16 protein-coding genes are annotated in these 13,400 nt (G+C 67.6%); 3 read left to right on the top strand and 13 right to left on the bottom strand.

Going from position 1 to position 13,400, the window contains the following annotated elements; all coding sequences use genetic code 11:
- Positions 1-15: 15 nt before the first annotated feature.
- The 4 genes from secF to ACFTS5_RS02790 all read right to left on the bottom strand — a co-directional run bounded on the left by secF (position 16) and on the right by ACFTS5_RS02790 (position 4,984).
- Positions 16-1,194, bottom strand: a complete 1,179-nt coding sequence (gene secF, locus ACFTS5_RS02805; protein ID WP_378626913.1) for a protein translocase subunit SecF — start codon at positions 1,192-1,194, stop codon at positions 16-18.
- On the bottom strand, positions 1,191-2,909 hold the full coding sequence (gene secD, locus ACFTS5_RS02800; protein ID WP_378626911.1) for a protein translocase subunit SecD: 1,719 nt from the start codon (positions 2,907-2,909) through the stop codon (positions 1,191-1,193). Before secD ends, secF begins: the two co-directional genes overlap by 4 nt.
- Positions 2,910-3,007: 98 nt before the next feature.
- Positions 3,008-3,349 carry a preprotein translocase subunit YajC gene (gene yajC, locus ACFTS5_RS02795; RefSeq protein WP_378626909.1) on the bottom strand — a complete coding sequence of 114 codons (342 nt, stop codon included), beginning with the start codon at positions 3,347-3,349 and terminating at the stop codon, positions 3,008-3,010.
- 144 nt (positions 3,350-3,493) lie between these two features.
- A complete protein-coding gene (locus ACFTS5_RS02790) occupies positions 3,494-4,984 on the bottom strand; it encodes a flavin-containing monooxygenase (protein ID WP_378626907.1) in 1,491 nt (496 codons plus the stop codon).
- An 84-nt stretch (positions 4,985-5,068) separates the two neighbouring features.
- Here ACFTS5_RS02790 and ACFTS5_RS02785 point away from each other — a divergent pair, with 84 nt between their 5' ends.
- The gene (locus ACFTS5_RS02785; protein WP_378626905.1) at positions 5,069-5,698 is read left to right on the top strand and encodes a TetR/AcrR family transcriptional regulator; all 630 of its coding nucleotides are present in this window, start codon (positions 5,069-5,071) and stop codon (positions 5,696-5,698) included.
- 36 nt (positions 5,699-5,734) lie between these two features.
- A complete protein-coding gene (locus ACFTS5_RS02780) occupies positions 5,735-6,313 on the top strand; it encodes a DivIVA domain-containing protein (RefSeq protein WP_378626903.1) in 579 nt (192 codons plus the stop codon).
- A gap of 134 nt (positions 6,314-6,447) precedes the next feature.
- Here ACFTS5_RS02780 and ACFTS5_RS02775 read toward each other — a convergent pair whose 3' ends face one another.
- The 6 genes from ACFTS5_RS02775 to ACFTS5_RS02750 all read right to left on the bottom strand — a co-directional run bounded on the left by ACFTS5_RS02775 (position 6,448) and on the right by ACFTS5_RS02750 (position 10,355).
- Positions 6,448-6,960: a GtrA family protein gene (locus ACFTS5_RS02775; protein ID WP_378626902.1), complete on the bottom strand. Its 513-nt coding sequence runs from the start codon at positions 6,958-6,960 to the stop codon at positions 6,448-6,450.
- A 54-nt stretch (positions 6,961-7,014) separates the two neighbouring features.
- Positions 7,015-8,109, bottom strand: coding sequence for a Holliday junction branch migration DNA helicase RuvB (gene ruvB / locus ACFTS5_RS02770; RefSeq protein ID WP_378626900.1), 1,095 nt, complete (start codon positions 8,107-8,109; stop codon positions 7,015-7,017).
- Positions 8,110-8,112: 3 nt separating this feature from the next.
- A complete protein-coding gene (gene ruvA, locus ACFTS5_RS02765) occupies positions 8,113-8,712 on the bottom strand; it encodes a Holliday junction branch migration protein RuvA (protein ID WP_378626898.1) in 600 nt (199 codons plus the stop codon).
- The gene (gene ruvC / locus ACFTS5_RS02760; RefSeq protein ID WP_358063405.1) at positions 8,709-9,278 is read right to left on the bottom strand and encodes a crossover junction endodeoxyribonuclease RuvC; all 570 of its coding nucleotides are present in this window, start codon (positions 9,276-9,278) and stop codon (positions 8,709-8,711) included. The genes ruvA and ruvC overlap by 4 nt, the downstream gene beginning before the upstream one ends.
- A gap of 80 nt (positions 9,279-9,358) precedes the next feature.
- Positions 9,359-9,805, bottom strand: coding sequence for an acyl-CoA thioesterase (locus tag ACFTS5_RS02755; protein ID WP_378626896.1), 447 nt, complete (start codon positions 9,803-9,805; stop codon positions 9,359-9,361).
- A 40-nt stretch (positions 9,806-9,845) separates the two neighbouring features.
- On the bottom strand, positions 9,846-10,355 hold the full coding sequence (locus ACFTS5_RS02750; RefSeq protein ID WP_378626894.1) for an O-acetyl-ADP-ribose deacetylase: 510 nt from the start codon (positions 10,353-10,355) through the stop codon (positions 9,846-9,848).
- 91 nt (positions 10,356-10,446) lie between these two features.
- Between ACFTS5_RS02750 and ACFTS5_RS02745 the strand changes: the two genes are divergently transcribed.
- The gene (locus tag ACFTS5_RS02745; protein WP_378626892.1) at positions 10,447-10,947 is read left to right on the top strand and encodes an SRPBCC domain-containing protein; all 501 of its coding nucleotides are present in this window, start codon (positions 10,447-10,449) and stop codon (positions 10,945-10,947) included.
- Between the two features lie 59 nt (positions 10,948-11,006).
- On the opposite strand, the gene ACFTS5_RS02740 is transcribed toward ACFTS5_RS02745, so the two are convergent.
- From ACFTS5_RS02740 to ACFTS5_RS02730, 3 genes are all read right to left on the bottom strand, one after another.
- Positions 11,007-11,762 carry a YebC/PmpR family DNA-binding transcriptional regulator gene (locus ACFTS5_RS02740; protein WP_378626890.1) on the bottom strand — a complete coding sequence of 252 codons (756 nt, stop codon included), beginning with the start codon at positions 11,760-11,762 and terminating at the stop codon, positions 11,007-11,009.
- Between the two features lie 92 nt (positions 11,763-11,854).
- Entirely contained in the window at positions 11,855-12,475 is a 621-nt protein-coding gene (pdxT, locus tag ACFTS5_RS02735; RefSeq protein WP_378626888.1) for a pyridoxal 5'-phosphate synthase glutaminase subunit PdxT, read from the bottom strand.
- 44 nt (positions 12,476-12,519) lie between these two features.
- Positions 12,520-13,341, bottom strand: coding sequence for an acyl-CoA thioesterase (locus tag ACFTS5_RS02730; RefSeq protein ID WP_378626887.1), 822 nt, complete (start codon positions 13,339-13,341; stop codon positions 12,520-12,522).
- Between the last annotated feature and the right edge of the window lie 59 nt (positions 13,342-13,400).

Genomic DNA, 13,400 nt, shown 5'->3' with positions numbered 1-13,400 from the left:
CCTGCTAGTCGGTCGTCAGTGCCTTCTCTGCTGCCGCTTCCCACTCGGACGCGACCCCGGCCGCGGCGCACCGCTGCCGGTCGGTCGCGCGCCACGGGCGGCCGAAGCGCCCACCGGAACCCGAGCGCCCGCACCGACACCGGCGCGCTTGTCCAGGACCTTCTTGGTGTGCGCGGCCACCGGGCCCCAGCGTTCCTTGATCGAGACCAGCACCGGCACGGCGAGGAAGATCGAGGAGTAGGCGCCGACGATCATGCCGACCAGCTGCACCAGCGCGAGGTCCTTGAGCGTGCCGACCCCGAGCAACCACACCGCGATCACCAGCATGCCGATGATCGGCAGGATGCCGATCACGGTGGTGCTGATCGAGCGCATCAGCGTCTGGTTGGCGGCCAGATTGGCCTGTTCGGCGTAAGTGCGCTTGTTCAGGTGCAGCACGCCACGGGTGTTCTCCTCGACCTTGTCGAACACCACCACGTTGTCGTAGAGCACGTAGCCCAGAATCGTGAGCAGACCGATCACCGCGGCCGGTGTCACCTCGAACCCGACCAGCGAGTAGATACCCGCCGTCACGAACAGGTTGAAGAACAGCGACACGATCGCCGCGATGGACATGTCCCGTTCGAAGCGGATGGCGATGTAGACCATCGTCAGCAGCACGAACACCGCCAGCGCGATCAACGCCTTCTGGGTGATCTGCCCGCCCCAGGTCTCGCTGATCTCGGCGATGCTGATGGCGTTGCGGCTCACCTGCCCCGACGAGTCCTTGGGCTGGAATTCGTCGTAGAGCGCGGTCTGGAGCTGGTCGATCTGTTCCAGGTCGAGCGTCTCCGAACGCACCTGGATGGTGGCCGCGTCCCCGGAGCCGACCTTCTGCACCGACACCGGTCCGTGGCCGAGCGCCTGCGAGTAGACGTCTTCCACCTCCTGGGTGGTGACGCCCTCGGCCGCGGGGATCTGGATACGCGAGCCGCCCTCGAAGTCGATACCGAGGGTGAAACCGCGCACCCCGATGCTGAGCAGCGAGATCAGCAGCAGCACCGCCGACAGCGTGTAGAAGAACTTGCGCCTGCTGACGATGGGGAAGCCGCCGGTGCCGGTGTAGAGACGCTCGAAGAACCCGTGCTTCGGGCCCTGCGTGGGCTCGTAGGAGTCCAGGTTCACCGATTCCTCGGTGGGGTTGTCGTTGCTCATCGTGACATCTCCTTCGACCTGGCCTGGCCGCGTTCCCTGGCGATCTGCTGAACCGAGCCGAGTCCGTTCACCGACGGCTTGGCCCAGAACGGCGAGCGCGAGGCGAGCATCAGCAGCGGTGCGGTGACCAGGTACAGCACGATCACGTCGAGGACTGTGGTGACACCGAGGGTGAAGGCGAAGCCCTTCACCTGACCGGCGGCGAGCAGGTACAGCACGACCGAGGCGATCAAGCTGACCGTCTTACCGGACAGGTTGGTGCGCTGGGCTCGCTGCCAACCGCGCGGCACCGCCGAGCGGAAGCTGCGGCCTTCGCGCATCTCGTCCTTGATGCGTTCGAAGAACACCACGAACGAGTCGGCCGTCAAACCGATACCGATGATCAGACCGGCGATACCCGCGAGGTCGAGGGTGAACCCGATCCACCGCCCGAGCAGCACGATGATGCCGTAGACCGCGACACCGGCCGCGATCAGCGAGAACCCGGCCAGCAGGCCGAGCATCCGGTACACGAGCAGGCAGTACAGCAGCACCGCGATCAGGCCGACGGCGCCGGCCAGCAGACCCGCCTTCAGCGAGGACAGGCCCAGCGTCGCCGAGACCGTCTCCGCTTCGGAGGTCTGGAACGACAGCGGCAGCGAACCGTACTTCAGCGTGTTGGCCAGCTCGGCCGCGCTGTCGGCGGTGAAGCTGCCCGAGATCGAGGTACGGCCACCCAGCTGCGGGCCCTGCTGCACCTGCGGCGCGCTGACGACCTTCGAGTCGAGCACGAACGCGACTCGCTTGTTGACGTACTCACCGGTCAGCTTCGACCAGGCGTCGGCACCGGCCGACTTGAACTCGAGGTTCACCTCGTGCCGGGCCTGCTGCGAGTTCAGGCCGGAGGTCGCGTCGGCGATCTCCTGGCCGTCGATGCGGCTCGGGCCGAGCAGGAACACCTCGGTGCCGTCCTGCGAGCAGGTGACCAGCGGCAGCGTCGGATCGTCGTTACCGGTCAGCGGGTCGGGCTTGGTGCAGTCCATCGCCGCCACGGCGACCTGCTGAACCTGCTGATCAGTGCTCTGACGCAGCGCCTTGGCGTCGGCGATCTCCTTGGCCTGCTGCTGCTGGGTGGTGAGCCCACCGGGCGGCGGCGTCGGCGTCGGCGGTGCCTGCGCGGGGAACACCCGCGACTGCGGAGCCGGGGTCGTCGCACCCTCGGCGGGCGGGGTCGCGCCTTCGGCGGGCGCGGTCGACTCACCGGGCACCGGTGCCGGAGTCTCCGTGGCCGCGGGGGGCGCGGTGCCACCCGGTGGCGCGGTACCGGTCGCGGGCGGAGCCGCGCCGCCTGCCTGCGGCTCGGTCGCGAACAGCACCGGGCGGATGTAGAGCTTGGCGGTGGTGGCCAGCGCGCGTGCCTGCTGGCTGTCCTCACCGGGCACCGTGATGACCAGGTTGTCACCGTCGATGACCACCTCGGAGCCGGAGACGCCGAGACCGTTGACACGGCTCTCGATGATCTCCTGCGCCTTCTTCAGGCTGTCCTGGCTCGGCTTGTTGCCGTCGGGGGTCCGCGCGGTCAACGTGACGCGAGTACCGCCCTGCAGGTCGATGCCGAGCTTGGCCGACGGGGAATGGTCACCGGTGAAGAACACCAGCGCGTAGATCACGGCCAGCAGCGCGGCGTAGGCGCCGAGCAGCCGGAACGGATGCGCCGATCCTTGGGAAGGTGGCACAGCAGGTCATCTCCTAGGCGGGAAGTCGAGGCTGGATCGGTGGGCACAACGGTGCCCGGCCCGCAACGCCAGTGCGCCCGGGCGGGAAAAGGGACTGGTCAGTCCTTGGTCAGCCGGGTCTCGGTCTGTTCCACGACTTCCTCGACGGGGGCGTCGGTGGCCTCGGGGGTCTCCTCGACCGTCTGCTCGTCGGCGCGCACCTCGCGGATCGCCTGGCGCAGCCACGTGGTGACCACCTCTTCGGCGATCTCCAGGTCGACGGTGTCCTCGTCGAGATCGACGACAGTGCCGTACAGACCCGAGGTGGTGACGACAGCGTCACCGACCTTCAAGGCCTCCTGCATCGTCGAGACCTTCTCGGCCTCCCGCTTCTGTTTGCGGATACCGAAGAACATCGGCACGAGCAGGGCCAGGATCAGCAGCGGAAACAGGAAGTCCATCGTCGAAGTCAGTCCCTAGTCAGTGGTGGACGTGCAAGTACGCCTGACAGTCTGCCAGTTCCCCGCCGCGGCGACACACCGGACACCGACGCGCACGTGAAACAGCCCCGGTCCGGCGGGCGCGCGAACCGGGGCCGAGGGGGTTCAGGCGATGCTGCCGTAGGTGTAATCGTCGAGCGGGAAGGTGACAGCCTCGCGGTGCGCGGCGGCGGTGCTGGTCGGGCGCAGCAGTGCCGCTTCCCCGTGCTGGTTGAAGTAGTAGCTACGCGCGGATGAGCAGTCTCCGCCGTAGAAGACCGAGGAACCCAGCTTGTCGGTCATCCGGTCGAGGAATTCCGCGTTGGCTTCTTCGGTGACCTCGAAGGTCTGCTCGCCACGGCGGAACAGCTCGGCGAACAACCTGCCCATGTGCTTCATCTGGGCTTCGATGGTGGTGAAGTACGACAGCCCGCTGTAGGAGTAGGGGCTGTTGAGACTCAGGAAGTTGGGGAACTTGGGCACGGTGATGCCCTCGTAGGCCTGAAAACGGTTGTCGCGCCAGAACTTCCCGAGGTTCACACCGTCGCGGCCGATGATCTCGATGGCCGGGAAGTTCACGTCCCAGAGGTTGAAGCCGGTGGCCAGCAGCAAGGTGTCGATCTCGGTTTTGTGGCCGTCGGCGGTGACGATGCCGTCGGGTTCCACATGGTCGATCGAGTTCGTTTCCAGCCGCACGTGCGGTTGGTTGAACGTCTTGAAATAGGTGTTGGAGAACGTCGGGCGCTTGCAGCCGAAGTCGTAGTGCGGGGTGAGCTTCTCCCTGGTCTCGGGATCACGCACCTGCGCGAACAGGTGCGCCTTGGCCATCGCGGCGGCCGCCCGGTTCAACGGTTTGGCCTGCTTGTAGTGCAGCACGCCGACAACCATCAGCGCCTCGAGCATGCCGGTGTTGACGAGCCGAGCCGCCTTCTGCGTGAACGGGACCTTGTCGAACAATTCCCGCACCACCCCCGGAATCGGCGCGTCGACCTTGGGCACCACCCAGATCGGGGTCCGCTGGAACACGGTCAGCTCGTCGACCTTCTTCGCGACCTCGGGCACCAGCTGCACCGCGGTGGCGCCGGTGCCGATGATGGCGGCCTTGCGACCGGTCAGGTCGTAATCGGCGTCCCAGTCGGTGGTGTGGATGATCTTGCCCGCGAAGGACTCGATGCCGGGGAACGGCGGCGTGTAGGGCTGGGACAGGAACCCGGTCGCCGCGAGCAGATAGCGCGCGGTCAGCGTCTCGCCGCCGGCGATCGTCACCACCCACTGCTGGTTCTCCGCGTCCCAGCGCGCACCGTCGACGACGGTCCCGAACCGCATCCGCCTGCGCAGATCGTATTTGTCGGCCACGTGCTCGGCGTATGCCTTCAGCTCGGCGCCGGGCGCGAACAAGCGGGTCCAGCGCGGGTTGGGCTCGAAGGAATAGGAGTAGGTCACCGAGGCGATGTCGACCGCCAGACCCGGATACCTGTTCACATGCCAGGTGCCGCCCAGGTCGTCCTCCCGTTCCAGGATGACGAAATCGCGCAACCCGAGCCGGTCGAGCTCGATACCGGCACCGATGCCACCGAAACCCGCTCCGACCACGACCGCGTCGAACTGAGGTACCACGCCGAACCTCCACACTGAGATCGAGAATGCTCCTGTCTCAGAATGACACGTCATTCTGATTACAGCGAATGTAACATCGTCAAGGTGACGAAGCCACCCTCGCGAATCGACCAGCGCAAAGCCGAATTGCGCAGGGAGATCATCGATACCGCGTTCGACTGCTTCGCCGAGAAGGGCTATCACGCCACCGGAATCGCCGATATCGCCACGCGTCTGGGCATCGGACACGGCACCTTCTACCGCTACTTCGCGAACAAGCGCGACATCATCGACCATGTCATCGACGAGGTGAGCGGGCGCATCTTCGGCACGCTCGACAACGACATGGAGCCCGAGAGCGCCGCCACCATCGAGGAATACGCCGCGCTGATCGACCGGCTCAGCGATTCACTCAACCGCGTCCTGCTCGACGATCCGCGCACCGCGCACCTGTTGCTGTTCCACGCCACCGGCATCGACGACGAGCTCACCGACCGGGTGTACGGCCTCGTCGACGCCACCGAGATCCTCATGACGCGCTACCTCGATCACGGTGTGCGCGTCGGCTACCTGCGCGCCGATATCGATACCGCCAATACCGCCAAGGCGGCACTCGGCATGATCGTCGCCGGGCTGGTCGCGGGGATGCGAACCCCTGATCCGGCATCGATGTCGGTGTACAGTCACGCCGTGCGGCGGCTGTTCATCGATGGCGTGCGCGCCGCTGCCCGATAACGAAAAGCCGTGGGATAGAAGGGCAATCCTGAGACAATGACCGCTGTGACGCCCGACGATGTGAGCCGCACCCACTTCGCCATGCCAACCCTGGGGCATCGCGGCTACCACGCAGACGAGGTCGACGCCTTCCTGGAACGGGTTTCGGCCACCCTCGACGGGCAGGGCGCGCTCACCGCCGACGACATCCGCCACGTGCACTTCGGCGCCCCGCGCTTCGGCGGTCGCGGCTATCAGGCCGATCAGGTCGACGATTTCCTCGACCGGGTGCGCACCGAGCTCGAACATCGCCAGAAGGGCGGCGCCCCCGTTCCGGCGGCGCGCGCGGGCGACGATGTCGCCGAGATGCTCACGCCCGACGATGTGCACCGCATGCGGTTCACCCAGTCCGCCGTCGGCAGGCGCGGCTACCACGAGGAAGAGGTCGACGCCTTCCTCGACCTGGTCGCGGCGACCCTGGCCCACAACGGCCCCGGCAGCCTCACCACCGCCGATGTGCGCGGCGTCCGCTTCACCGATACCCGCCTCGGTACCCGCGGCTACGCCCGCGAAGAAGTCGACGCCTTCATCGACCTGGTGATCACCGCGCTGGAACACCCCGAGCGCCGACAATAATTTTTGCGGCTGGCGCCGCTGGTTTTCGGCCTGGGAACCTTGATCTTCCCTCCCTACGGGCACTCCTTCGTCGCACCCTTCGGTCAGTCCAGATCAAGGCGGCCGAAAACCGCCATCCGCGGCTGCGCCGGTTCCTACCCTTGGATGCTGTGTAGTTCGGCTTCGCGCAGGTCGTCGGGGAACACGTAGCGGCGGAAGGCCCAGAAGCGGAACGCCATGGCCAGCAGGACGCCGAGGATCTGTCCCGAGATGAAGTTGGCGACCATCTGAACCGTCGGATCCACGTGCGGCACACGCAGATTCAGCGCGTAGAGCGACAGCGCCTGCGGGATCATGGTGACCACGATGCCCAGGGCGCTGACCGCGAAGAACAGGGCCGCTTCGTGACTGCGCTGCCGGCCGCCGCGGGCGTTGAACGACCACTCGCGGTTGAGGATGTAGGAGGCGATCGTCGCGATCAGCGCCCCGAGCAGGCGCGCGGTGAGCGGCTTGTCGCCGAGCACCGTCAGTTTCACCGCGTACACAACGCCCGTGTCGATGAACCAGGTGATCGCACCGACCACGGCGAATTTCAGGAGTTCCCGATGCTTCAAGAGCAGGGAACGCAACGGCTCGGGGAGTCGTTGCACCACCTCTAGGACTGCCACCGAATCGACAGTAGACGACGTTGCGGCGCGATGCCCGCCCGGAGGCGCGCTATCTCAGTCGAAGCGGTCGGCGCTCGGTTGCGGTTCGCGTCCACGCACTTCGATGGCACCGATGACCAGGTCGGGCGGCGGCACCAGACCGAGATGTTCCCAGGCGCCCGCGGTCGCCACCCGGCCGCGGGGTGTGCGGGCGACGAGTCCGGCGCGGACCAGGAAGGGTTCGCAGACCTCTTCCACGGTGGCCGCTTCCTCGCCGACGGCGACGGCCAGGGTCGATACACCCACCGGTCCCCCACCGAATCCACGCACGAGCGCACCGAGGACGGCGCGGTCGAGCCGGTCGAGGCCGAGCGCGTCGACGTCGTAGACCTCGAGCGCCGCCATCGCGATGGGGTGGGTGATGATGCCGTCCGCCCTGACCTCGGCGTAGTCGCGAACCCGGCGCAGCAGCCGGTTGGCGATACGTGGCGTGCCCCGTGAGCGTCCGGCGACCTCGGCGGCGGCGTCGTGGTCGATCTGCACCCCGAGAATCCGGGCCGAGCGGGTGAGGATCTGCAACAGCTCGGCAGGGTCGTAGAAGTCCATGTGCCCGGTGAAACCGAAGCGATCACGCAGCGGACCCGTGAGCGCGCCCGAGCGGGTGGTGGCGCCGACCAGGGTGAACGGGGCGATATCGAGTGGAATCGAGGTCGCGCCGGGGCCTTTGCCGACGACCACGTCGACGCGGAAGTCCTCCATCGCCAGATACAGCATCTCCTCGGCCGGGCGGGCCATGCGGTGGATCTCGTCGATGAACAGGACGTCGCCCTCGACCAGGTTGGAGAGCATGGCGGCGAGATCGCCCGCGCGCTCCAGCGCGGGGCCCGAGGTGATGCGCAGGGCGGTGCCGAGTTCGCCGGCGATGATCATCGCCATGCTGGTCTTGCCGAGGCCGGGTGGTCCCGACAGCAGGACATGGTCGGGGGTGGCGCCGCGCTGACGCGCACCACGCAGGACCAGCGCCAGCTGTTCGCGCACGCGGGGCTGGCCGATGAACTCGTCGAGCGAGGTGGGACGCAGCCCGGTTTCGGCTTCGCCGTCGGTGCTGAGATACCGGGCGGTGAGGTCGGATTCGTCGGTCTCGGCGAAGGTGTCGAAGTCTTCGTCCACGGTCTACCTGTTCTTGCCGAGCAGGCCGAGCGCCGCGCGCAACGCCACCGAGGTGGTGGCGGTGGGTTGGTCGGCGAGGACGGCGTCGACGGCCTGTTCGGCCTGCTTGGCCGGAAACCCGAGGCCGACGAGCGCTTCGGAAACCTGTTCGCGCACCGGGGTACTCGGCGTTTCCGCACCGGGCGGACCGGTGGGAACGGCCACCTGGTTCACCTTGTCGCGCAGTTCGACGACCATCCGCTCGGCGCCGCGTTTGCCGATGCCGGGGACCCTGGTCAGCGCGGCGACGTTGCTCTCGGCCAGCGCCTTTCGCAGTGCTTCGGGTTCGAGCACGGCGAGCACCGCCATCGCTAACCGGGGGCCGACGCCGGAGACGGTCTGCAGCAGCCCGAACAGTTCGCGCGCTTCGGTGTCGGCGAACCCGAACAGGGTCATCGAGTCCTCGCGCACGATCATCGCCGTGTAGAGGCGGGTCTGCTCGCCGCGGGTCAGCCCGGCGAGTGTGGCAGGGGTGGCGTTGAGGCGATACCCGACGCCCGCGGCTTCGATCACCACATGATCGAGCGCGATCTCGAGTACCTCCCCGCGTACCGACGCGATCACCCGCGCACCACCTTCCGTTGTTCGGCGAGCCGTTGTTCGTAGCGGCGGCGGACCTCGTCCGCCTGTGCCTGCGCGGCCGCCATCCGGTCCATCAGCGGCGCCCGCCAACAATGACAGATCGCCAGTGCGAGCGCGTCGGCGGCATCGGCTGGTTTCGGCGCGACCTGCAATCCGAGAATCCGCGTCACCATCGCGGTGACCTGTGCTTTGTCCGCCGCACCGTTGCCGGTGACGGCCGCTTTCACCTCACTGGGCGTATGGAACGCCACCCGGATCCCGCGCCGCGCCGCGGCCAGCGCGATCACCCCACCGGCCTGCGCTGTGCCCATCGCGGTCCGCACATTGTGCTGGGCGAACACCCGCTCGATCGCGACAGCTTCGGGCCGATGCGTATCCATCCACTCCTCGGCGGCATCCGCGACGGCCATCAACCGCAACGCCAGCTCAGCGTCGGGCGGGGTCCGCACCACCCCCACGTCGAGGGCGACCACCTTCCGGCCCGGTCCGCTGTCCACCATGCTGAGCCCGCACCGGGTAAGCCCCGGATCGACGCCCATCACCCGCACCGGCCACCCCTTCGAAGACACGAACAGTTGTTCGAAAGTCTAGAGCATCCCCGCGTTCCGGCCGACCAGCGACACGACCCTCACACCGGTCGCGACGGGAGCCCGAGCAGTGCCGGATCGCCGGCATGTTCGGCCCAGACCCGGGCCGGATCCGCGACCAGCTTGCGCGTCCACAGGTCGAGCAGGCCGCTCACATAGGACACCGTCGCGGCGACCGCACCGTCATCCCTGGTGAGTGTGTGTTCCACCCGATAAGTCTTGCCCTGCCCCCACTCCCACCGGCAGTCGACCTCGACCGTGTCGTTCGCGCGCAACTCCCGCAGATAGCGAACGTTCAGCTCGAGATTGACCGGCCCCACCCCCGCCGCGAGGAGGTCCGGCACCGAGACCCCCGCCTCGGTCACGCACGCGAACCGCGCGTGATCGGCGAACTGCTGATACGCCGAACCGGTGACGTGCAGTTGCGGGTCGAGATCGGACACCCGAATCGGGATCCGAACCCGAAACGGCACAGTGGTTTCCGCCATGCCCGCGAGTGTGCCACCGGGGTCCGACACCTTGTCGCCGCTATCCGAGCGCGGTGGTGAAGACCTCCAGGGCAGGATCGTCGAACAGCACGAACCGCACCTGTGTCACGCGGGTCTCGGCCGCGCGGACCGTCTCGACGGCGATCCGCGCGCCGTCATCCATCGGCCAGCCGAAGATGCCGGTGGAGATCGCCGGGAACGCGACGGTCGCCGCTCCCAATTCGTCTGCCACGCGCAGGGATTCGCGATAGCAGGAGGCGAGCAGCTCGGAGTGGTCCTCGGTGGCCGACCACACGGGGCCGACCGTGTGGATCACCCAGCGGGCGGGGAGCAGGCCCGCGGTGGTCGCCACCGCCTGGCCGGTACGCAGGCCTTTGCCGTAGTGCGAGGCGCGCAGGTCGCGACATTCCGACAGGATCTGCGGACCGCCCTTGCGGTGGATCGCCCCGTCGACGCCACCACCGCCGAGCAGCGAGGAGTTCGCGGCGTTGACCACCGCGTCCACCTGCTGCTCGGTGATGTCGCCCCGGACCGTCTCGATTCGCGTCATGATCCTCATTGTGCCGGGGCGTCGACCTCGTCCACGGGTACGGTCGAGTGAGCAGGCATGGTCGGTCCGTCCGAGGCGAGGAGAACCACGCATGGCCATACCCACCGGTGACATCGTCGCGACGCCCGACGGGCGAGACCTGGTGATCACCAGGTCGCTGGGGTTGCCGATCGAGGAGGTGTGGGCACGGTTGACCGATCCGCATCTGACCTCGGGGTGGTACGGCACCTGGGAGGGCGAGGCGGGGACCGGCAACACCATCCAGGTGCAGATGCGGTTCGAGGAGGGTGAACCGTGGTCGGCGATGCGCATCGACGACTGCAACCCACCGATCCACCTCGGCGTCTCCTCGACCGACCAGATCGGCCTGTGGCGGCTCGAGGTGACGTTGCTCGACACCGGCGCGGCCACCGAACTGCGCCTGGTCCACCATCTGACGTCGGAATATCAGCTGGCGGAGATCCCGCAGATCGGTCCGGGGTGGGAGTACTACGCGGACATGTTCGTCGCGGCTTGCACGCACACCGAACGACCGGATTTCGCCGACTACTACCCGTCGATGTCGGGCTACTACCAGCAGCGGGCGTCCTAGCCGAAACGTGAACCGCCCCGGCCGAATTCACGGCCGGGGCGGGTTCGACGGAAAACGATCTACTCGTCGTCGAGTTCCGCGGCGACCTCGTCGGAGATGTCGACGTTGGTGTACACGTTCTGCACATCGTCGCTGTCTTCGAGCGCGTCGACCAGCTTGAGTACCTTGCGGGCACCCTCGGCGTCGACCGCGACCGACACCGACGCCTGGAAACCGGACTCGGCGGAGTCGTAGTCGATGTTCGCGGCCTGCAGGGCCGAACGCACCGCGACCAGATCGCCGGGCTCGGAGATGATCTCGAAGACGTCGCCGTGGTCGTTGACGTCTTCGGCGCCCGCGTCGAGCACCGTCTCGAGGACGTCGTCCTCGGACAGGCCGTTCTTCTCGAGCGTCACCACGCCCTTGCGGGCGAACAGGTACGACACCGAACCCGGGTCGGCCATGTTGCCGCCGTTGCGGGTCATCGCCAGCCGGACCTCGCCCGCGGCGCGGTTGCGGTTGTCGGTGAGGCACTCGATCAGCACGGCCACACCGTTGGGCCCGTAGCCCTCGTACATGATCGTCTGCCAGTCGGCGCCGCCGGCCTCTTCACCACCGCCGCGCTTGCGGGCGCGCTCGATGTTGTCGTTGGGGACCGATGTCTTCTTCGCCTTCTGGATGGCGTCGAACAGCGTCGGATTGCCCGCAGGGTCACTACCACCAGTGCGGGCCGCCACCTCGATGTTCTTGATCAGCTTGGCGAAGAGTTTGCCGCGCTTGGCGTCGATTCCCGCCTTCTTGTGCTTGGTGGTGGCCCATTTGGAGTGGCCGCTCATGCCCTACTTCCTTCAAGTCGGTTGCGCGTCTGCCCGGGCGGACAAGCTCGATCCAGCCTACTCACCGTCCGCCACGCCCGCCGACGCGGGCTTTATCGCGCCGCGCGAACCAGGTCGACGAACAGTTCGTGCACCCGGAGATCGCCGGTCACCTCGGGATGGAACGAGGTCGCCACCACATTGCCCTGCCTGGCAGCCACGATGCGGCCCTCGGCGGGGCCGTGCGGCACCCGCGCCAGCACCTCGACGCCGTCGCCCACCCGCTCCACCCACGGCGCGCGAATGAACACCGCGCGCACGGGCGTGTCGAGGCCGGTGAAGTCCAGATCGGTCTCGAAGGAATCGACCTGCCGACCGAACGCGTTGCGCCGCACCGTCATATCGATGCCGGACAGGTGCTGGGCGTCGGCCCTGGTGTCGAGGACCTCCGAGGCGAGCAGGATCATGCCCGCACACGACCCGAACGCGGGCAGCCCGTCGCGCAGCCGCGCCCGCAACGGTTCCAGCAGGTCGAACGCCTGCAACAGCGTGGAGATCGCGGTCGACTCGCCACCGGGCAGCACCAGCCCGTCGACCGCCGCCAGCTCCGACTCGCGCCGCACCAGCACCGGATCGGCGCCGCAGTGCTCCAGCGCGGCAACGTGTTCACGCACGTCACCCTGCAGCGCGAGGACACCGATGGTCGGCCGGGCGGGGGTCGAGGTTGCGTTCACAGCCGTTGAGCTTACGAGCGCGCCCGATGTGGGCCCGCTCACGCTCACTTCTGGCGCGGTGTGCGGATCAGACCTTCCTGGACGACAGCGGCGACCAGGTTGCCCTCGCGGTCCCAGATCTTGCCGCCGGTCAGCGCGCGACCGAAACCGGCCGAGGGTGAGGACTGGTCGTAGAGCAGCCATTCGTCGGCACGGAACGGGCGCAGGAACCACATGGCGTGGTCGAGTGACGCGTTCTGGGTCGGTTCGTCGGGGTGGATCACCTTCGACGAGCCGAGCAGCGTCATATCGCTCATGTAGGCCAGCGTGCAGACGTGGAACATCGGGTCGTCGGGCAGCGGGTGCCGGTACCGGAACCACACCTGCTGTGGGGAGACGGCGCCGTCGCGGGCGACGACCTGCTCCTGCGGGACCGTGCGGATGTCCCAGTGCTCCCATTCACGCATGGCCCACAGCCGCTCGGGGGTCATGGTCACGCTGGCATCGGGCAGGTCGTCGGGACCTTCGACCGAGGGCATCACGTCCTGGTGTTCGGGCCCTTCGTCACCGTGATGGAACGAGGCCGACATCGTGAATATCGCCTGCCCGTCTTGCACGCCGGTGACCCGCCGCGTGCAGAACGACCGGCCGTCGCGGATGCGTTCCACCAGGTAGACGGTGGGTTCCTCCGGATTGCCCGGTCGCAGGAAGTAGCCGTGCAGGGAATGCACCTGGAAGCTGGGGTCGACGGTACGGACCGCCGAGACCAGTGCCTGCCCGGCCACCTGACCGCCGAAGGTGCGCGGTAGCTGGGACTCCGTGGAAGCACCGCGGAAGATGTCGCGCTCCAGCCGCTCGATCGCGAGCGCCTCTTCGATTGTCGCCATGCGCTCGAGATTATCGCCTTGCCGACCGGGCGGTATGTCCGGCTCTGCACAGCGGCCCG

Origin of the sequence: Nocardia sp. NPDC056952 (assembly GCF_042674185.1) — a bacterium.
Lineage (GTDB): Bacteria > Actinomycetota > Actinomycetes > Mycobacteriales > Mycobacteriaceae > Nocardia.
Note: the sequence above shows the minus strand (reverse complement) of the source record. Positions and strands in the feature narration are given on the sequence as shown.